Origin of the sequence: Stieleria mannarensis (assembly GCF_014154935.1) — a bacterium.
GTDB lineage: Bacteria > Planctomycetota > Planctomycetia > Pirellulales > Pirellulaceae > Stieleria > Stieleria mannarensis.
The window spans coordinates 101147-122133 of the sequence record NZ_JACEHH010000029.1; the positions used below are offsets into that span (position 1 = coordinate 101147).

16 protein-coding genes are annotated in these 20987 nt (G+C 58.5%); 4 read left to right on the top strand and 12 right to left on the bottom strand.

The genetic code is table 11. The annotated features are described in order from the left end of the window. Nucleotides 1–16: 16 nt before the first annotated feature. Both H1B37_RS19845 and H1B37_RS19850 read right to left on the bottom strand, forming a co-directional pair. Entirely contained in the window at nucleotides 17–1984 is a 1968-nt protein-coding gene (locus H1B37_RS19845) for an ATPase, T2SS/T4P/T4SS family (RefSeq protein ID WP_182868392.1), read from the bottom strand. A 54-nt stretch (nucleotides 1985–2038) separates the two neighbouring features. Continuing rightward, nucleotides 2039–2941, bottom strand: coding sequence for an ATP-binding response regulator (locus tag H1B37_RS19850; RefSeq protein ID WP_182868393.1), 903 nt, complete (start codon nucleotides 2939–2941; stop codon nucleotides 2039–2041). A 352-nt stretch (nucleotides 2942–3293) separates the two neighbouring features. On the opposite strand from H1B37_RS19850, the gene H1B37_RS19855 reads away from it, so the two are divergent. Together H1B37_RS19855 and H1B37_RS19860 are read left to right on the top strand one after the other, a co-directional pair. Next, complete coding sequence (locus H1B37_RS19855; protein ID WP_182868394.1) at nucleotides 3294–4535, top strand: protein kinase domain-containing protein; 1242 nt, start codon at nucleotides 3294–3296, stop codon at nucleotides 4533–4535. Nucleotides 4536–4616: 81 nt separating this feature from the next. Beyond that, complete coding sequence (locus H1B37_RS19860; RefSeq protein ID WP_182868395.1) at nucleotides 4617–5786, top strand: PP2C family protein-serine/threonine phosphatase; 1170 nt, start codon at nucleotides 4617–4619, stop codon at nucleotides 5784–5786. On the opposite strand, the gene H1B37_RS19865 is transcribed toward H1B37_RS19860, so the two are convergent. Next, nucleotides 5773–7089 carry an ATP-binding protein gene (locus H1B37_RS19865; RefSeq protein ID WP_182868396.1) on the bottom strand — a complete coding sequence of 439 codons (1317 nt, stop codon included), beginning with the start codon at nucleotides 7087–7089 and terminating at the stop codon, nucleotides 5773–5775. The two genes, H1B37_RS19860 and H1B37_RS19865, sit on opposite strands and share 14 nt — an antisense overlap. 9 nt (nucleotides 7090–7098) lie before the next feature. Further along, nucleotides 7099–7800 carry a response regulator gene (locus H1B37_RS19870; RefSeq protein WP_182868397.1) on the bottom strand — a complete coding sequence of 234 codons (702 nt, stop codon included), beginning with the start codon at nucleotides 7798–7800 and terminating at the stop codon, nucleotides 7099–7101. A gap of 207 nt (nucleotides 7801–8007) precedes the next feature. Between H1B37_RS19870 and H1B37_RS19875 the strand changes: the two genes are divergently transcribed. Continuing rightward, nucleotides 8008–8940, top strand: coding sequence for a WD40 repeat domain-containing protein (locus H1B37_RS19875; protein ID WP_182868398.1), 933 nt, complete (start codon nucleotides 8008–8010; stop codon nucleotides 8938–8940). A gap of 83 nt (nucleotides 8941–9023) precedes the next feature. Further along, complete coding sequence (locus H1B37_RS19880) at nucleotides 9024–10268, top strand: outer membrane protein assembly factor BamB family protein (protein ID WP_182868399.1); 1245 nt, start codon at nucleotides 9024–9026, stop codon at nucleotides 10266–10268. A 613-nt stretch (nucleotides 10269–10881) separates the two neighbouring features. Here H1B37_RS19880 and H1B37_RS19885 read toward each other — a convergent pair. The 8 genes from H1B37_RS19885 to H1B37_RS19920 all read right to left on the bottom strand — a co-directional run. After that, a complete protein-coding gene (locus H1B37_RS19885; RefSeq protein WP_182868400.1) occupies nucleotides 10882–12351 on the bottom strand; it encodes a sulfatase family protein in 1470 nt (489 codons plus the stop codon). A 97-nt stretch (nucleotides 12352–12448) separates the two neighbouring features. Next, nucleotides 12449–12886 carry a hypothetical protein gene (locus H1B37_RS19890; RefSeq protein WP_182868401.1) on the bottom strand — a complete coding sequence of 146 codons (438 nt, stop codon included), beginning with the start codon at nucleotides 12884–12886 and terminating at the stop codon, nucleotides 12449–12451. A 1-nt stretch (nucleotide 12887) separates the two neighbouring features. Then, complete coding sequence (locus H1B37_RS19895) at nucleotides 12888–13277, bottom strand: hypothetical protein (RefSeq protein WP_182868402.1); 390 nt, start codon at nucleotides 13275–13277, stop codon at nucleotides 12888–12890. Nucleotides 13278–13404: 127 nt separating this feature from the next. After that, a complete protein-coding gene (locus tag H1B37_RS19900) occupies nucleotides 13405–16569 on the bottom strand; it encodes a CsgG/HfaB family protein (protein WP_182868403.1) in 3165 nt (1054 codons plus the stop codon). 3 nt (nucleotides 16570–16572) lie between these two features. Further along, the gene (locus H1B37_RS19905; protein ID WP_182868404.1) at nucleotides 16573–17547 is read right to left on the bottom strand and encodes a CsgG/HfaB family protein; all 975 of its coding nucleotides are present in this window, start codon (nucleotides 17545–17547) and stop codon (nucleotides 16573–16575) included. Next, nucleotides 17544–18575, bottom strand: a complete 1032-nt coding sequence (locus H1B37_RS19910; protein WP_182868405.1) for a hypothetical protein — start codon at nucleotides 18573–18575, stop codon at nucleotides 17544–17546. The genes H1B37_RS19905 and H1B37_RS19910 overlap by 4 nt, the downstream gene beginning before the upstream one ends. A 1468-nt stretch (nucleotides 18576–20043) precedes the next feature. After that, nucleotides 20044–20469 (bottom strand): hypothetical protein, encoded by a 426-nt coding sequence (locus H1B37_RS19915; protein WP_182868406.1) that lies wholly within the window; start codon nucleotides 20467–20469, stop codon nucleotides 20044–20046. Between the two features lie 176 nt (nucleotides 20470–20645). Continuing rightward, nucleotides 20646–20987, bottom strand: a 342-nt coding sequence (locus H1B37_RS19920) for a hypothetical protein (protein WP_220498279.1), incomplete at its 5' end; no start/stop codon positions are given.

A 20987-nucleotide genomic window follows, 5' to 3' on the forward strand; every position in this document is an offset into this window, starting at 1 on the left:
GATTCTGGCCCCGACATCAGCGAGACGGCAGGTGCAGGAAGGGTGCGCCGCGTTGGTAGGAGTCGTCGTTGTTCTCCGAGGGGCTCTCGATCGGCATCGTCTCGGTCATCCAGCTCATGTCCTGCACTTCCTGGATCGACGTGATTTTGTCACGGACCTTCATCAAGGCGTCGCGCACCAGCCCGGCTCCGCCGGCGCGGATGATCGAGCGGATTTCCGATTCCTGTTTGCGTTTTTGAATCGCGTCGATCAATTCGTCATCGATCACCACCGCCTCAAAGACCCCGATCCGGCCCTTGTACCCGGTTCCCCGACAGTGCTGGCAGGACCTGGGCCGAGCGATCGTGGTCGGGACGACCAGATTGTGGGATTCAAACAACGTTTGCTCCTGCCGAGTCACCGGGCTGACCTGACAACAATGCGTGCACAACCGTCGGACCAGCCGCTGGGTGATCACCCCGGACAGGTTGCTGGCCAAGGTGGCCGGATCGATCTCGAAATCCAGCATCGCCGAAAGCGTGGACGACACGTCGCGTCGGTGGATCGTGCTGAAGGCCCGTTTGCCGCAGGACGCCGCGTGCATCGCGACCTTGGCCCCTTCCTGGTCACGGATCTCGCCGACAAACACGACATCGGGATCCATCCGCAAGATCGTCGACAGCCCGGCGGCCATGGTGAATCCGTGCCGTTGGTCGACATCGATCTGACGCATGAAGGGCACGATCAATTCGACCGGGTCCTCGATCGAAATGATGTTTTGCTTTTCCGAGAACAGGACATTCAAGATTGAATAAGCGGTCGTCGTTTTGCCCGCACCGGTGGGACCGCTGATCAAGACGACGCCGGACCGTCGGTGCAACATGCGATAGACCGAAGCGAACGAGTTTTGCGACAACCCCAATTCGCTGAGCGGTCGGCGTGATTGTTCGTAGTCGATCAATCGCAGCGCGATCGCTTCGCCCTGGGCGACCGGTGCGGTCGTGATCCGGACCTCGTGGGTGGAGATCGAATCGGGCAGGTCCAAGCGACTTTCGGCCGGGCGGAACGGGTCGGACAAGCTGACGTTGGCCATCAGCTTTAATTGCTTCATCGCTTGCGTGGCGATGTTGTGATGCATCGTGCAGAACTGTTGCATCTTGCCATCGACGCGAAAATGCACGACGTGTTCGTCGCGGGACAGCGGATCGATGTGGATGTCCGTCGCTTCGGCTTCGATCGCCCGACGCAGCAAGCTGATCGCCGTGGTCGTCTCTTCCGCTTCATCGCTGTTTTCATCGACAAGGTGTGCTTCTTCGACGGGGGCCGGATCGATGGACCAATGTCCCCGATCGGAACTCGGATCGCCGTCCGTTTCCTCGCCGGAGTCGCCGTCTGATTCTGCTTGATGCCAGATCAAGATGCCTCGCATTTCCAATTGCGTGACCAGTCGTTCGGCCGGGTCGGCGGGCAATTCCAACTCCGTCTCGACCGCCTGATGCAGCCGCTTCAGCGTCTCTTCGCGCTCTCCGGCCACGGGGTCCTCCAGCAACGTTTGCAGAACGGCGGACGCGCGATGGATTTGATTCGATTCGTTCCGGTTCTCATACGGCTGGACCACCACGGGGATCGGCAACACGTCCAGTAAGCGGTTGACGATTCCGCGATATTCTTTCTTGCCCGAGGCGGCGACGCCGCCGGGGGCGATGACGACCATGTTGATGGCATGATCCCGGACGTAGCCGGAAACACAATCGACCAGCGTCCCGCGGCGGATGTCACGGATGACGGAAACCTGTTCGTTGGAGATCTGGAGTGCGGAGAGTTTTTCGCGTGCCTGTTGCAAACGTTTTTCGCTGCCGAAGCGGGGGATCACCTGCGGGGCGACGACGTGCAGCAGGTGCAATTCCGCCTGGTAGCGTCCCGCCATCGCCAGGGCTTCGGCGTACTGAGATTCCGCGGACGTCTCGACGTCAATCACGGTGAGTATTCGGCGCAGATTGATCATCGGAATCACTCAGGTCAGAGAAGTTGGAAAGCTCGGCTTATCGGGAGAGATACATCATGGTCCGTCGGCAGTCCGTTGGAATTGACGGACAAGCGTGACCTCGTTGCCTTGGGCGTTGAAAGTAACCTGGTCCATGAACGATCGCATCAAACGAACGCCTCGGCCCAGCCCGCCCTCGAACGGCGTCAAGTCGTGTTCATCGGGCAACTGGGCGACGTCAAATCCGGGGCCTTCATCTCGGACGACGAATGTGACCGCGTCGCCGCTGACGTGCAGCTTGACGAAGATCACCCGATCGCAGTACGGCGGTTCGGCCGACCGCTTGCAAAACACCTCGCTCTTGGGGTTGATCCCGTTGCCGGCCACTTCGTCGGTGAGTTCATAATTGCCATGCACCAACGCGTTCAACAACGCCTCCTCGAGCGCCAAACTGATTCGGATCGTTTCAGTCGCGTCGCAAATCTCTAACCCCGACGTCGTCTTCTGCACCAAGTCGACAAATTGTGGGATCAGAGTGATGTCGCTGCGTAGACGAAACGTCAGTTCCGCGTCTGCCAAACATTTGACCACACCCCCGTAGGGATGCCCGGCGTGCTTGAGCATCAGCACCTGGCCCACGGTGTCGGACAGCCGTTCGGTCAATTGCAGTTTCGGGACGAAGCTGGCCGCTCCGACTTCCAGCGCTTCGATGGCGTTGGCGGCCGATCCCATTGCGGTCATCACGATCACCGGCACCTCGGGGGATTCCTGGCGGATGCAGCGGACCAGTTGTAACCCGTCCATTTCCGGCATCATCAAATCGGTCACGACCAAGTCGGGCGTCTCCTTTCGGATCGATTCCATCGCCTCGACACCGTGGTTGGCGAAACGGAGCTCGACGTCGCAATCGTTCGACAAAATCCCCTGGACCAGCGTCTGATCGACTCGTGAATCGTCCACGACCAAAATAGTTGTCATCTTCAATCCGCGCGTTCGGAGATCTCGAGGGGAAAAGTCGGGATCGCCCCCGCATCCTCGCCGGGCGGCCCACAGCGATCCTTAGTTTATCGCCCTGTGTCGCCGGCTGCCGGGTCGGCTCTCCGGATCGCGACTCGAAATTGGGAATTTGGATTTTGCCGGTCCCGTTTCGGCGGCGAAATGGCAGCTCGCGGCGATCCGGCGACCACGGCTAGTGGCGGCCCCGGAACCCCTCGGAGAGTCCCCCTGCTAATGGAGCGTCGGTTAGTTGACAGCTCCGCCCGAGTAATCAATATTAGACTTCTCGATCCCACCCGTCCGCTTTGGTCTGGTTACTGGAGACGACCAAAGGATGGAAGAAACAAACATCAAAACCGTAGGCCGGTTTGAGCTCAAGAAACTGCTCAAACGCGAAGGGCGCCAGTCCGTCTATTTGGCCTACGATCCGCACTTGGATCGAGAGCTGACCATCCGGATCGCGGATTTTTCAGGTCTGGATCCCCAAGTCCGTAAGGATTTCGATGCCCGTGCCCACGCGCTGGCCAGCTTGCGGAATGCCCATTTGTCGGCCGTGTTGGATTTTGGCCAGGCCGATGGAGTCGATTACTTGGCCACGACGCTCGTCGCCGGCCCCAACTTGCGCGAGATCACGGCCCAGAATGCCACGATCGAACCCAAGCAGGCTGCGTTGATCGAACCACGACAAGTCGCATTGCTGGTCGGCAAGCTCGCACTGGGCGTCAGCCAAATGCACGCCGCCGGACTGGTCCACGGATACCTGTCCCCCGAGGCCGTGGTGCTGGAAAAGAACGGTGAACCGGTGATCGCAGACCTGGGCATGCCGGGGATGCTGTTGTCGGAGGACGACGGCGAATCGGCCGAATTCCGCAACGAGTTTGCCGCCCCCGAGGTCTCGGTCGGATCCGGAGACGCGGTGCGCCCCCAATCCGATGTCTATTCATTGGCCGCGATCGGGTTCTTCGTGCTGACCGGTCATGCCCCGCAATCGGCCGAAGAAGTGTTTCAAAATGCGTTGTACGCCGGCCTGGAGAAACAGGCCGCCGAGCAATTCAGACAGACCTTTGCCAAAGCATTGTCGTTCGGGGCCAGCGAACGCCATGCGTCGGCGCGTGAGCTGGCCACGGCGATGGACAGTCTGTTCCGCATGACGCCGCTGACCACGCAAAGCCGTGATCAGAAAAGCTCCCCGCCGGCGGCCGAAGAAGAGGTCGCAGCGCCGGAATACGAACAATTCGACCTGCAGGAAATCGACGGCGCCCATGTCGTCCACCTTCACGATGCGAGCGTGCTGTCGACGGAGTCGCTGGTTCAAACCAAACGTGAACTGTTCGCGATGGTGGAAAAGTGCGACCCGAAACGTCTGATCGTCAATTTCGCCTCCGTCCGGTTCTGCTCCTCGGAAACCGTCGGGATCTTGATCCAATTGCACTCCGAACTCAAACCGCGCCAAACACGTCTGTACCTGTGTGGGATGCGCGAATCGATTCGCGAGGTGTTCCGGGTGTTGAATTTGGATGGGACCGTGTTCGAAATCCGCGGCACGGTCACCAACGCACTCAAGAGCACTGAATGATTCGGTCCCGACAATGATGAAGTGTGGTCGTCTCATGCCACCGGGGCATTCATTTCTGTGGACCGATTCGCGTCGATCTCGATGATGGACAATCAGCCAAGCCAATCGGGTGCTGCCCCCGACGACCGGTTTCGGGTTCTGGTCGTCGAAGATTCCCGCGTCGATCGAATGGTCGTGCGAGAGCGGTTGGAAAGGGACGGGCGTTTCACCGTGACCGAAGCCTCGACGCTGGCCGAGACCCTTGAGCGGCTCGCCGGCGGCCTTGCCCCAGACGCATTGATTCTGGATTTAAACCTGTCCGACTCGGCGGGGCTGGAGACGTTTTGCAAAATCCACGATCCGTTTCCTGACCAGCCGATCGTGATCTTGACCGGCCAGCACGACGAATCGCTGGGCATCACGGCGATGCGACTGGGCGCCCAAGACTACGTCGGCAAATCTCAATTAGATGGCGAAGTGCTGGTCCGGTCGTTGCTCTATGCGATCGAACGCCACAAGCGACGATTGGTCGAGCATCGACAGCGGACGGTCGATCGCGAGCTGCAGTTTGCCAAACAGATTCAAGAGTACCTGCTGCCCAACGATCCCCCGGAAATCCCGGGATTCGATGTCGCAGGACGCTGCGTGGCGATCGATTCGACCTCCGGCGACTTTTTCGATTTCATCGATCACGGCGACGGCAAGTGGGACATCGTCCTGGCGGACGTTTGCGGGCACGGGATCGGACCGGCGATGATCACCGTCGGCACGCGGCGTTTGCTACGTTCCATCGCGGCGTTGTACGAAGACGTCGGAAAACTGGTCACGATCGCCAACCACGGGATTTGCGAAGACACCTTCCAGTCGCTTTTCGTCACGCTGTTCTTTGCCCGGCTTGATCCCGCCGCCATGCGATTTACCTATGTCGGTGCCGGGCATCGTGGATTCTTGATCGAAGCCGATGGGCGGTCCGCGGAATTGTTGACCCAGGGTATTCCGACCGGCGTCGACCCGGAGCACACCTACCAGATTGATGGCAGCGTCGAACTCTCGCCCGGTCAGATCGTCTTGCTGATGACCGACGGAATTTGGGAGGCGCGGGACGGCGATCACGTTGCGTTCGGCAAAGACCGCGCGGTGGAAGTCGTGCATCAGCATCGCGAGAAATCGGCCTCGGAAATCGCTTCCGAGTTGATCGCCGCGGTGACCGCGTATTGCGATCCCGATCCGATCAAAGACGACGTGACGGCGGTCGTCATCAAGCCTCGCTGATTTCACGATTGGCCGGCAGCGCTAACGTGAATCTCGCTCCCCCCAGTTCACTCTCGGACACCGCCACCGTCCCGCCATTCCGCTCGGCAATCCGCCGGACCAACGCCAACCCGAGCCCGGTGCCGGCCTGAGCGTCTGTGTCGCTTGCTTCGCCGGCGAGTCGCTGAAAGGGCTGAAAGACCGTGTCGCGATCCGCCGCGGCGATGCCTTTGCCGTCGTCGTCGATCAGGCAACAAAGCTCGTCACCCGATTCGGTCACGGAGACGACGACTTTGGAAGCCGCGTATTTTCCGGCGTTGCTGATCAAGTTGCCGATCGCCCGCGCGATCGCGGTTCGATCACCGTTGATCTCCGCAATCGTCTCCGAGATCGCGTTGCAAAAATCGATGTCTCGGTACAGCGGGGCGTGATACTCGATCAACTCGGAAACCAAATTCCGGACATCAAAGGATTCGCAGCATCGCGACGCTGACTCCGCTTGGGAACCTTCGGCATCCAGCCGCACGTAGGTCAGCAGTTCGCCGACCAGATCGTCCAATTGATCGGTCGCCACTTCGATCGAGGCCAACCGCTGGGCTCGCTCGTCCTGATCGTCCGCCGACGCAATCAATTCGGTCGCAAACCGGATCCGGGCCAACGGGGTACGCAACTCGTGCGAGACCATCTGCAGCAATTCACGCTGGGATCGCAACAGGTTTTCGACGCGATCGGCCATGGTGTTGAACGCTTCTGCCAGCGGTCCGCTATGCCGAAATCTGCCGTAATCGATTCGTGCACTCAAGTCACCGCCGGCGATGGCGAGCGCCGTTCGCTCGACGCCGCGCAGTTGTTTGCTGATCGGATGCAGCAGAAACGCAATCCCGATCGCGGTCAACAAAAACACGCCCCCGAGGCCCAGGGAAAGTTCGGCTTGGCTCGGCTCGTCAAATCTCGGCAGGGGCCCCAGTTCGACCAGATACGGAGAATCGGGAATGGCCGTTTCCAGCCGATCGAAATACAGGATGCTTTCGCCGCGATCCAAACGTTCGACCGACGTCTGGTCCATCGGACGATTCTCACGCGACACCACACGGATCGGATAGTCGAACTGGCTTTTCAGGTACTGCATGGTTTCGGGAAACCCGTCTTCACCACCGGCGACGATTCGATCGCGCGCCAGACGTCCGCTGCCGGCAAAGATGTCTTCGATCACGGGGATGTTTTCTGCGACCGAACTCTTGCGAAATACAACGGTCTGAATCAACCACGCGGCGATCAAGATGACGATCACCCCCAGGTAGAATCGCAGGAACAATCGCGTCATGGCGTCACATCATTTGGCATAGAGATACCCGACGCCGCGCACGGACTTGATGCGGGTCGGCTTGTGGGGATCGTCGCCCAGTTTTCGACGCAACCGCGAAACGCGCAAGTCCAGGGAGCGATCCATGCCATCATAGGGGATTTCCAAAAGATTTACGTACAGTTCCTTGCGCGAGACCACCGTGCCGGCGCGGCGGGCCAGGTATTCGATCAAGTCGAACTCGGCGGTCGTCAGTTCGATCGCTTGATCCCCGACCGTGACGCTGCGACTGCCAAGGCTGATGCTCAAGTCGCCCACCACGATGTCGGCCGAGCGGGCAGTCGACTCGGAGGAACTGGAATCGAACCGACGAAGATGGATTTTTAATCGAGCGAGCAGGGCATTGGGACGCACCGGTTTGCTCATGAAGTCGTCTGCCCCGGCCTCCAACGCCACGACTTCATCCATCTCCTCGCCACGCGCGGTCAACACGAGGATCGGTCCGCCGAAGCTGGGACGGATGCTGTTGCAAACACTGAAACCGTCCGCCCCCGGCAGCCCGATGTCCAAGATGACCGCGTCATAGGATTCGGTTTCGATTCGGCGGATCGCCGCCAAGCCGTTCGCCTCGACCGACACGCGGTATCCCTTGCCGGTCAAAAAGTCTTTCATCATGCCGGACAACTCCGCGTCGTCTTCGACCAGCAGCAAATGGTGGGGGGAATCACTCATGCGTTGCTTCCTTCGTCAGCGTGCAACGCGAACTGCCCACCGCGATGCACATGAAATGTTGCCAATCGCCGTTCCCACGTAGCTACCTTCGCCAGAAGGTGGATCCGCAGAATTTCCCGTGCTCCGGGGAGCGTCGTGACATGCCCGCGGTATCCATGGGTCGCAAAGATTATATTGGATACAGCCTCCGCCCATTTGACCAAACCAATGATGACTCTCGTTCGATCCCTGTTGTTTCTCTCGGTGACCATGGCCGTTTCGCTTTGCCGTGCCGGCGAGCCGCCGATCACCGCCATCGTCTTTGCTCCGGGCGGTTCGTCGCTGGTCGCCAGTTCCCAGGCCGGTGTGGCCGTCTACCGCTGGCCGGAACTTCAGCTGCAACGAATGATTCAGGTGTCATCGCCCAATCTTCACGACCTTGCATTTTCCCCCGGCGGCGAACGTCTGGCCGTCGCCGGCGGAACTCCAGCGGAAAACGGAACCGTCGAAATCCTTTCCTGGCCCGACGGCGATGCGCTGCGAATCCTCGACGGACATTTTGATTCCGCCATGGCCATCGACTGGATGGACGAAACCCGACTCGCCTCGGCCGGCCTGGATCACAACGTGCTGATTTGGGACACCACCACAGGCGAACAATTGTTGACGCTGAAAGGACACTCGCGAGGCGTCTTGACGATCGAGCATCTTGACGCCCCGGGGCTGATCGTCAGTGCGGGGATCGACCAAAGTCTTCGTGTCTGGGAAACACAAACCGGCACGCTTATTCGCAACATGGCGATCCATGTTCAACCGGTCGGCTGTGTCGCGTTGCGTCCATCCAATGCCGGGTTGCCGATGATCGCCTCGGCCAGCGACGACGCGACGGTCCGGTTTTGGCAACCGACCATCGGGCGCATGGTGCGTTTCGCAAGGCTGCCGTCAAAACCACGGCAAATCCGCTGGCTGCACGACGGGTCGCACGTCGCAGCCTGTTGTGACGACGGCAAGGTATATTTGATCCACCCCGAGACCGTTCAGGTGACGGCGATCGGCCAGGGCATCGACGGGCCCGCCTACGCGATCGCCATCGCCCCTGGCGGCCGCAACGTCCTGGTCGGCGGAACCAACGCCGCACTGATCCAAATCGAATTGCCATAACCATCCACCACCCCGCCATCGCCCCATCATTCTGCCCCGAATCATTCTGCCCAAGCCCTCCACCCACCTCCGCGAGAACTGCCATGCGAGTTGCTCCCGTTTCGATGTCATTGCTAGTTGCAACCACCTTCTTGTTGAATGCTCACGCCGCCGATTGGCCCCAATTTCGCGGCCCCGGCGGTCAGGGCGTGACGCATGAAACCGACCTGCCGCTGGTCTGGAGCGAAACCGAGAACGTCGTGTGGAAAACGGAACTCCCGGGATCCGGCGCGTCCAGCCCGATCGCACTCGGTGACCGCTTGTACCTGACCTGCTACAGCGGGTACGGCATCGACCGCGAGACCCCCGGGCGGATGGAAGACCTGACGTTGCACGTGGTTTGCTTGGCCAGCGACGGGTCGACGATTTGGGATCAGCACGTCCAGCCCAAACTGCCCGAATCGGAACGCGTCCGGGATCACGGCTATGCGGCGGCCACCCCCGTCACCGACGGTGAATCCCTGTACGTCTTCTTCGGCAAAACGGGCGTCTTGAAATTCGACCTGGACGGCAACCAACTCTGGCAGGCCGACGTGGGCGACAACACCCACGGCTGGGGATGTGGCACGTCGCCGGTCCTGTACAAGAATCTGGTGATCGTCAACGCCAGTGTCGAAAGCGGTTCGCTGGTGGCGATCGACAAGAGTAACGGGCAAGAGGTTTGGCGTGCCGATGGGATGAAGGCTTCGTGGAACACGCCACACTTGGTCGACGTCGACGGCGGCAAGCAAGAACTGGTCGTCAGCGTGAAAGACAAGATTCTGGCGTTTGATCCGGCAACCGGCGATCCCTTGTGGAACTGCGACGGCATCCAAGACTACGTCTGCCCCAGCATCGTCTCGCAAGACGGCGTCGTCTATGTGATCGGCGGCCGGACCTCGCGAGCCATTGCGGTCCGCGCCGGCGGTCGGGGTGACGTCACCGACACGCACCGTTTGTGGGAAGCCAAGGCGGGAGCGAACGTCGTATCGCCCGTCATCCACCAGGGTCACCTGTATTGGGTCAGCGACCGCAACACGATCGCCTACTGCGTGCGACTGGCCGACGGCGAAGTGATTTACGCCGAGCGGTTTCGCGGCCAGCCCTATGCGTCGGCCCTGGTCGGCGACGGCAAACTGTACGTCGTGACGCGAAACGGAGGCACCTACGTCTTGGCCGCCAAACCGGAATTCGAGCAACTGGCGCACAACCGGCTCGACGACCGCAGCACGTTCAACGCCAGTCCGATCGTCGCCGGCGGCAAACTCTATTTGCGTAGCGACAAAAACCTGTATTGCATCGGCAAGTAAGTACGACGGCCCTTCCGGCCGGTCGCCGCTCGCTGCGGGGAACGTGAAATGTATTGCTGATTCATTACGATGCGATCCCACTCCCATATGGCTCCCCTCTCCCCAAAACAGATCGCGCGAAAAAGACTGATCAAAGAGTGTCGTCGATCGCGATCTGTTTTGGGGAGAGGGGCTGGGGGTGAGGGGCTCGTCATCGATTAGCTGCACATCGATTGCCCCACCAAATTTCGATCGATTCTGTGATGCAATTGTTGCCGGCTCTCTTCACTTCGGCGTGGAATATCTGCGTCAAATCTCCCACGCTCCAATGCTTCGTCGAAGGCTGGGAATCCCCCTCACCCCCGGCCCCTCTCCCCCAGAAAACCTGACTCGCTGAAGCTCGCTAGGATTTCTGGGGGAGAGGGGAGACAGAATCATCAAGATCGTCTTGCAATGAAACGAGTCTAACAACCTTTGTCTGGAAACATTGTCTTGCTCGCAAGGGTAGGATATTGGTCAGTAATTAATTTCACGTCCCAAGCAGCGACAGGTTGGGAATCGCCTAAAGGCTAGACACCAACGGTTGGTGATCGCCCCAAGGCTAGACACCAACGGTTCCCGCCTCCCCCCGCGCTCACTCCGCTCTCACATCACGGTGTCGCGGGGCCGCTTCGATCTTCGCTAACTCGTCACGCAGTGATCGCACTATCTCCGGATACTGATCAACCAGATTATTCGTTTCCGCGATGTCTTCGGCCAGGTTGTAAAGTTGGCCTCGTGAGACCTTGGACTTGCCCTTCGTTCCGCGATCACTGAACCCGCCCGATCCATCCCCGTCGATGAACTTCCAATCCCCGCGTCGGATCGTCATCAGTCCCTTGCCGCTCTTGAGCGGCAGCGACGTCCTCTGGGGCGCGTCGGACGGTTTGCCGGTCAGTTCACCGAGAAAGCTGAAACTGTCCGGTCCGACGTCCTTCTGGTTCTTGTTTTGGTAGACCCTTGATCCGGTCAATTCATCCGCGGTGGCCAAGAAGTCGACAAAGCTGATCGTTTGATCGCTGACCGATCCTGGCGCGACGATTCCCGGCCAACGCACGATCATCGGCATCCGGTGGCCGCACTCCCAGGCGTCGGCTTTCATGCCCCGCAAGCCGCCCGAACTATCGTGTCCGAATCGTTCCACATCGGCTTCGTACCACACCGGCCCGTTGTCACTGGTGAAGATCACCATCGTCTGGTCGGACATGTTCGCCGCGTCGAGTTGTTTGAGCACCCGTCCGATCATCGCGTCGACCATCATCGCGAAATCACCGTACATCCCCGCACCCGACTTGCCCGCAAACTCTTTCGACGGCAACCAGGGCGTGTGCGGTGCTGGATAGGCCAAGTACAACATCAACGGTTCGTCACGGCCTTGGTGAGAGCGAATCACCTGACACGCTTCCTCGGTGAATCGAGGCAGCACGTCTGCCAGTTGCAACCCCGGTGCGATTCCTCCGGCGCGCCAAAACGCCCCTTGGATCGGCGACCAGCCGTCGCTTTGGTTGGCGGCAATCGAATCAGAGGGCGGTGTGACTGCCGTCCGGTCACGAATGTAAAAGTACGGCGGGATGTCCGTCGACGCCCGGATGCCGAAGAATGAATCGAATCCGCGATCGACGGGACCGCCGGGCAACGGTTTGTCATAACCGTCCTCGTCAAACCCCACGTGCCATTTGCCGACCATCGCCGTTCGGTATCCGGCATCCCGCAGCAGCGACGGCAACGTGACTTCGCCGGGCTCGATCAGCGCGTGTTTGGGCCAACGTCCCACGTTGATCCGGAACGGGTAACGTCCCGTCATCAATCCATAGCGCGACATGTGACACAGCGGTCCCGAGGCGTGTGCATCGGTAAAACGCATGCCCGCGGCCGCCAGCGAGTCGATGTTCGGCGTCGGGATCTTGCTGTCGGGATTGAAGCATCCCGGATCCCCGTAGCCCATGTCGTCGACCAGGATCAACACAATGTTGGGCAGTTCCGCGGACCGAACGTTTTCAATACCGCCCAAACAGAAAAGTGCGACAAAAGCCAGTGAGGCGAATGATTTTTCAAAGACAGTCATGGTGTCAGATCAGCGTGGCGGGAACATCCGGTCGGAGAGGAACAGCCGCAACATTCTACCCGGCGACCACGCGTCAATCGCATGGTAACCCGCGATTCTATGGCCGATTTCGCTCAGGTTGGTATTGCTTGAGCGAGACCGGATCGGATGGCGCTTTTGAAAGACGATAGACCAAACGCAGCCCATTTCCCCTTGCGTAGGCGAGCAATGCGCTTCCGCCAGAGGGCAACAGCATTCCAAAACTGGTCTTCGTTTGACGAGTGACGATGGCGTCGAGGATCAAAGGTTCCAGCGAATCGTCGACCTGAGCGAAGATGTCAATACGATCACCCACGCGGAACGAAGCTGACGCGGGACTCACTGCAATCGAAGCTGATTCGCGATCAATGGGTATGAGATAAGGCTTCGAAAAATCGAAATCGATGCGTCGCGATTTTGCAAAATTGTGACCATGCGCCCACCATCCGGCGACGAACGAGCAAGCAATCATTCCGGAAAAAACGACGCCGTGCCGTATGACTTTCCACCGCTTCATTTTAGTACGTTCCTGCGGGAAACATTTTTGCACCTGCCGGGTCACGCAGCATACGCTCAAAGGATTGCATCCGTTTGCGATGTTCGATTCCCTCAAATGCATCTTGCTGTGCAGCCGCCCTTGCGGCACGTTGCCGTGTCAACTGATGTTGAATTTCGTCGCTTCGCTGCTGGGCAAGGGTTGCATCGCGGGCATACTGGGATTGAACATGCGACGCGTGCGAAGTCCAACCGAGATAGAACGCGGCAACACAGACGGGCAAGGCAAGGAGCGTACGAAGTCCGAATCGCAGTTTTGGCACTCGATCGACCAACTTGCAAATGAAGGGATCAGACGGGCAATCAGTTGCGATCGACCCGCTCCTGCGGAGCAGCGGGAATCGATCGAGCATCGGATCATTGTCGACCCTCGGTTGGGTCAGTCACACAACCGAATTAGAGCGGATCCTGGCGGAGAGTGCCATTTCTTTGTCCCGATTCGCCTCAGGTGATGAGATCGGAGGACGGTCCGACTCTTGGTCACCGCGTTGACGCACGCTTATCGAAAGGGGGGAACCCGCCGGCAGGCGTCGCTACTTTTTTCGTCTGGATCAAATGCAACGTTCGGCGCAGGTGATCGTAGTGCGTCACGAATCCCTCGCCGGCACATTGCAGCAGGGACCAACGATCCTTCACCGCGGCCGGATACGATTTTCCGTCATCGGTAAACAACTCTCCACGCTCGCTGATCAGATGCCGGCCGACCTGAATCAACTTCGGCGATGGACCGGAGGTTTTCGCCGAAGCATGGGAGAATTGCGGCAGATCGATCGGCTTGGTCGTCCCTGAGGGCAACCAAGCCAGGTACGGGGCGCGATTGTTGTGCACCAACAAACCACCGGGTGCGGCGGTTAACTGAGTCGATCGGTCGGAAAGTCGGTGAAACGTGTTGGTTTGCGGATCGATCCGCCACAATCCGGTCCGACCGGCATTGGCGTTGTCTTGAAGCGTCATCCAAATGCACCCCGCTTTCCGATCCGGGACGAGTTGACGAATGAAGAATCCGCCGCGGCCATCGATCGGATTCTTTGGTTCCACTGACAGCGACGACGCCAACAATTCAAACTCAAACGTCTCCGGATCAAACATCCCAAACGCATCTTTGTAACCGATGTACAACCGGTCTTCCCACCAAGCCATGCTCCAGATGTCTTCTTCGACCACGCCGTCCTTTCGGGTAAAAGTTCGGGTGGACTCTTTGGTCACCATGGTAAACCCCGGTGGTTCCGACGCGACAAAGATCGCCTTCTCGCTGACACAGACTTGAACACCGCGAAAAGCAACCGGGGATCCCTTGAATGCTTCTCCGATGAGCGTTTGTTTGCCTGTGGCCAAGTCCAAGCGTTCCAACTGCATGCCCTTCCACGGCAACCCCCAACACAGGATCAGCTCGCCACCGCGGCCGACGGCATCCTCGCGATGGTCGTAGTGAACATGTTTAATCGCGTATGCCTTGCCGGTAAGCTCGGGACGCAAAGTGCAAGCGACATACTGCTGCCACGGCCCCGGGGCAGTTGCGAGCGAAAATTCAGCGTCGTTGCGACGCGAACGCAACTCGTTTCTGCTGCGGTCGATCGAAGCGTACCTGCTGGCGATCCCCAGCAAGTATGATCGCGACCTCAATCGCAGATTTTTCGTTGCATGCTCTAAATTCAGCAGCACGACGATCCGTGCCCCGATCGGACGCAGCTCATTTTCAGGCAACCGCTGCAGATACATCCGAAAGGTGTTGGCGTGCAAAATCAATTGCGAAGGATCCTGCTTCGATTCACACTCTGCCAAGACATCCAACAAGTACCGCAGACGTTCCGCCGGCGGCAGCCGATAAAACGCCGGTGTTCGCAAGCGAGCATCGACGTAGGTGTCATCTGCGGTCGCATCCAGCGGAAACGTCTTGATTTCAGCCAGCAATTGCTGCGCGGACTGCAACCCCAAATCACCACGCTCGCGCAGCTGCATCCTCAGGTTGGCAAGACGGCTCAGCGGGGCATCAAGCTCGGCCAATTGACCCAACCACAGCTGCGGATCCGAACGTTTCCAATTCGCGGTCACGCTGCGGGAGGTCGTGACGCGTTCCAGTTTGCTTAACGTGCTGATCATTTTTGCGAACAGCAAACGATAATGCGGATCGCTCATCTCACGTTGGATGCCTGCCTTGTCGGCTGATTGATAAATCGCTGGCAGCAACTTGCTGATTTCCCCGACGCAGTCGGCGTCGGGCAACTCATGGTTCAGCTCCAAGTCGTACTTTTGCAGCAGGTGGATGAAAGTCAGCAACGGATGACCCTTCGCCTGCCGGAGTTTCTCGTCGACATACTTGCGACGCAGGATCAGGATGTCGTTCAGTAACGCCTGTTCTTGAGGGTTGGTCGCCCTCAACGATGGCCTGTAATGGCTGACACCGACCGAGCCCGTGGGCGCCGACATCCGCTTCCGGGCCTGATCCGGTGGAATCCGCGTCATCATGCGGATCCAACCGGATCCGTTTTTCTGCAAATCGGCCAGTTTCAGTTCTTGATGACGCACCCCCAGCCGCAGTGCGGGGAGCCACTGTTTTTCAGACGCATACGTTTCGATGGCGTCCACGATGTGCCTCATCAAAGCGTCAAACCGTTCGCGGCTGGGAGCCAAAGCGTACGCAGCCTCGGCCATCTTGTACGCATCCAGCCCACGGTCGCGGGCGCTCGCGCCGCGGAACAACTTCACCATTCGATCAAAGCGACTCGCTTCCTGCTCCATCGCATCCGCGTCGTAGACGATTCCCCCTCCGCCAAGGCGTTTGAGCACCTCGGTGACGATCTTGTTTCGTAATCGGGCAATGTTCTTCGTCTCGCAGCGGACATCAACAAGTTGTGGATCGGCATCGCCCGGGATCGCCAATCGGCAGCTTGCAATCCATCCGGTGTTGTCTTCATTGCGACGCAAGCCGATTTCCAGCATTCGCGTCGCTCCACGCCATTTCAATTCGATCCCGCTCAGATCACGCTCGGACGTCAAACGCTGCAAATCTTCGCGCTCGAGCACAACGATCTCCGGTATCCTGGAAAACTCTGCCGACAGCAGGGTGGTCAGCATGTCGCATTCCGCGTCCATCGGATTGCCCGGCTCGGCGCTCAGCACGGGGGCAACGCTGACGAAGTGCAACTGGTTCTCACTGACCGATAATGGTCCACCGGCTGAAATCAAAGCATCGCGAAGGACGTCGACTTGATCGTCCAGGTCTCCATTGACGACGACACGATCAAGCAGCCGCACCGAGGAGCGTGTATCGATCAGACGCAAACGCAGCAGCTGGGACGTTTGTTGGCTGTCTGTCCCCAATAAGACCAGTCCCGTAGCTTTGCTGAGACGACCGAATCGCGTCACATCCTCGCGACCGACCAACCCACTCGCTTGTAGATTCAATTCGTCCAAAACACGTCGAATCTGCTCCCGTTCGACCAGTCTGACGCCCGGCGATTGAGAAAGCTCGGCTGTCAACAGGTCGGCCAGGCCGCCAGCATCGGGATGAAGCGAGATGATCGCCCATTGTTGCGGCGTGCGATCGTCCCGCTGCGCCACCAGTGTGCCGGCGGTCAGCAGCCCGGTCGCGACCAGGACCATCATCCGCACCGGTAGCCGCATGGCAGGAACGTTGAGATCCATGGATCAGTTCTTTTTCTTTTTGATCGCACGTTTGGGTTGAGCAAGTTTGGGCAGCAGACGTGTCGCGATGCTCGCGGCAGCGTCTTGCAGTGCGGATTTACCGGCGATTTGCTCGGTCAAGTCGACTGCAATCGCGACCTCACGATCGATGGCGATCACCTTGCCCGACGTTTGGTCGACCGCTTTGACTTCCAGGCGAGCTTTCACCGAAACCAAGTCACCGTGACGGGCCGCGAATTCGCTGATTCCTTCACCGATCAGCAACACCTCCGCATCGTTCGGCTTGCTTTCGCGGACATTCGTCACCGCAAATCCGGCTTCGGTGCTAAACAGCGTCAACTCCGTTTCAGCGGCAGGATCGATTGTGATTTGCCCGACATGTCGTTCCCGAACTTCGATGGATAGCTTGGGCAGACGTTGATTGCGGACAGCCTTTTTCAGATCCGCAATGCGGTCCTCACGTGTCGGCCGATCAGCAACCAGCTCATGGCCGCGATGGATCACCGTACGGGCGATCTTTTCGGCCAAATTGCCGGTCAAATTATCCAAATCACCATCAATCCTGCCCTTGGCCGACGCGCCCAACACGCGACTCGTTTCCGTACCGATCGCTTTCGCGACTACGTAGATTTTGTCATTCATCTCCGAAACCGAACCGACGACCAGTATCCTTGCACCCGTCAATTGACCGATTCTGGTCGCCGAATCGGGATCCACCATCCCCGAGAGATTCAGCTCTTGTTCGTCGATGATTTTGGCCAAACCTTCTCGTTCGACCAAATACAGATCAGGACGCTCAAGCAAATGAGCCGTCAACAACATTGTGACTTGCTCGCCGAGATCGCTGTTGCCCGGACCGCGTTGTTGAAACGGAAACACCGCCATCGGATAGACGGCCGGCTCCGACGCCAAAGCCCGTGTTGCCCATCCGTTGACAAACACCAGCAGCAAGCAAGAAATCAGTAGTCGAATGGTCATGGCAACTCCTGAAGGTCGGAGTGGATGGGAGTGGAATGTTCGCTGTCCACGTGTCTCAGGATGGCAGCCAAAAAGTAACGAGGTGTCGGAGATTCTTCCCAGCGATCCGTCAAGTCGCCGCCGAACACGATCAGACGTCCTGCGGGATGGTCGAATGCGGTCTCGAACCATAACCAGCCGTCCGCCCCCGCGGCGACCTGCAGCTGAGGTCTGCGTCGCTGAACGCCGAATTTGAATCCAATCGGATCGTGGTCATGGCCGTCCCAGTGTCGGCTGTCCAACCGATGATCCAACCGTTTCACGATAGCCGACCCGGCCAGCGAAAGGTTGCCCGGGGCCTTGTTTTCTGCGGAGAATTCAAGATCAAAGGATCCGTCACGGGGGGCGAACCACAGCACGGTTCGCCCACCGGCGGCAAGCTCCCGGACCGTTTGCCCCACAGTCGGCTTCGATTTCAACGAAACTCCCGGCGCAATGATCACGACGCCGTGTCGAATTGACTCCAAACCGTCCAGCGAGCGAACCTTTCGACATGGGATCTTCGCCCGCGAAAACAGCTCGCCGATCTCGCCTGCGGGGTCGTACAGCGCAATTTCAAGTTGTTGCAACCATTGCTGTCGACCTGCGAACGGATCACGAGAAAAGAGCCACAGCTTCCGGACTTCGCTGGTCAGTTCTTGACCGGCGTTGAAAAAACTCACCTCCAGTTTTGCCTCCCGTGCGATCCCCAACTGGAGCGGCGGGATGCGCAATGGAAGATCGATGGTCGTTGTTTCGCTCGCTTGCAGTTCAACGCTGCGTCCGCCGCGGCCGAGCGTACGATGCTGCATTGCCAATCGCCACGAAAGCCGCCCGCGAGTCGTCTGCGCGCTGGTCAACTGAAGTTGATAGTCGAACGCTTGGTCGGCGAACAACGCCGGCGACGATTTCCATGCGAATTGCAGCGCATCGTCCGCCCGAGCAGCACGCGGGCAACAAACCGCCAGCACCACGACGAAAATGGCTTCGATCGACCGGATGCGGTTCATGTTTTCTGCAGCAAACGGGAGACGAGAATCAGTCAATCAACGACAGGGCCGTCCTGCCTGGGAGTGCGAGACGTAACGGGGATGATGACTTTGACGAACACCTGATTGAACTGTCGCCATGTTGTCGGCTCCGGTGGACGGTCCTGAGCCGGTCCCCTCACCGCATTGGCGGCGAACATGCTGAAGACCAGCAACGCAACGAAACTAAATCGAGGACGTCTCATTTTGTACCTCATTCTCACCGTCACCCAGCGGTGATGTAACACCAACGACTGCATCAACCTGACTTCGCCGGTCCGCCGGTGGGCTGGTCCGCCGGTCACAGAACTCGATTAGAGTAGATCCCGGAGGTGAGTGCCAGTTTCTCAGCCCCGAACGAATTCAAGTTGCGTGGCTGGGAGACGGTCCGTTTCGACGGCAGACGAATTTGATACTCGTGAAGCAGGCCATTCGCTTGCCACATCATTCGTCTGCCACATCATTCGCTTCGACCACACCATCCGAATCGCGAAGGAACACTGAACGATCGTCTGGGAAACGGTGCGCTGGTGCGGTGGGAATTGGTCGACGAGCGTTGAGAGCGGTAAAGCACACGAGCCCATAGGCACCTGCCCAAGCGAAACCGAAGATGCCAAATCCAATCATGTCGTCCCAGGCAGTCGCGTAAACATCCACCTGAACGCTCCCACCGCTTCGTTGCATGGGATTGTATGCGTTGATCGCAGCGTATTGCCCAAGCGAATACAAGTACGACCAAACCAGTGAGACGGCGTAATGCACCACCATTGCGATTGACGTACCGAGACGGAGGCGAAGGTGTAGGAGGCAGGTGATCGCAGTGGGCGAAAAGTAGAGAAGCAACGGCCACTGGGAACCCGATGGACTTGCGAGTACCGGAAACGCAGCGAAATGGACTGCGATCAATGCAGTGATCGCGAACAAGTCGACAATCCGGAACCCCCGATGTCCCCTTGAATTCACCAATGGAAGCTCAGAATCCGTCGCCACCTGCAAACGCAGCGCAGTCTCACATTGCGGGCATTGCATCAGGCAGAACGCTCCATCGTTGATCGGAGAACCCATTGCGATCGATCCGCGCATGCAGAGAAACGAGGATAGATCGTGCGTCAGAAATTTATCGGCCTCCGGACAGACCGACTACGGAACCGGATTAGAACGGATCCTGGCAGAGTGTGCCAGTTTCTCGGTCCCCGGCGAACTCAAATTGCGTGGCCGGAGGATGGGGCGATTCGGCCGCATTCTTCCTTGAACTTTCTTCCTGGTTTTTCGAGCGACCAAACATACCGGGAGCAAACAACCTTTCCGCAATCGGAGGTCTCGCCTCTCGGCCCGGATGACCTTCGGCCAGGAGACTGAAAAAGCTGGCGCTAGCCCCAAGACCCGGGTACGAAAACAACCCACCGTGACCGCACGTCAAACACCGATGCGGACAGCAAATCGCTTGAGTTCAATAGCCCTCAAGATGATCCAACAATTCAAATCCCGCAACCGCTTCTGCTTGCACCAACTGCTCAGCACGGGGCCTTTCTTCGTCGGTATAGACGTATCTTCCTTCGTCGATCATCTTCTTGTGAATACGCTCAATCTCTGCGGTAGCCGTTTCCCAGTCTCGCAAGAATGATTTTAGCTCCTCGCTGACCGGTGGGTTGTCGTGAAGGAACGAAACAAGCATCCGGTTCATTGCACGGCTCGATTCAAAGTGACGTCGCACTATTCGCTCGTCGTCTGGTAACGCGTCCAGATGCGAGTAGTCTTTCGCAACCACGCCACCCCATTCGCTGACAAACCGCTCCAAGTGAGGACGTGCAGGGTCAGCGCAACCAACAATCAGCATCAAAGACAGACAGACGATTCGGGCAAGTTGTGTTCGCATCGCTAACGAATGTTGGTGGGTGAACGGAACGCGTCACCCGGCACGGGCGCGGTTGATTGCCCATTTGAAAACGCTCGGCTCGCATGCTCGAGCGCAAACGGTAAGGAACTCGCAGCAGCGACATAAGTTGGACCCGTTCACACACTCCTTCCACAAGGAAATCCCGATGTCCAAGTCTAACAATCGTCGCCGCCTTCAAATAAGGCGAAATCCTTGAGACGCAGAACACAGTCAGTTTTTCCGTCAACGGGATGGGGAGTCACGATCGAGCACCATGAACTGCCAAGCAGGTCTAAGTTCATTTCAAAGCAGTATATCCGATCATACGGCACGCTTTGCAAACGATTGCTCAGATCGATCGGGACGCTCGATGCACTACACGGAACAAGCAAGGCCCCGTAAAGGAATTGGCGAGTGTCCCAAGCTTCCACATACAGGCGATGCTCAGAAAGGTCAGGCCCGTGCATCGCCACGCTAACGCTAGCGACCTGGAACTGATCGTGCATCAGTTTCCTTCT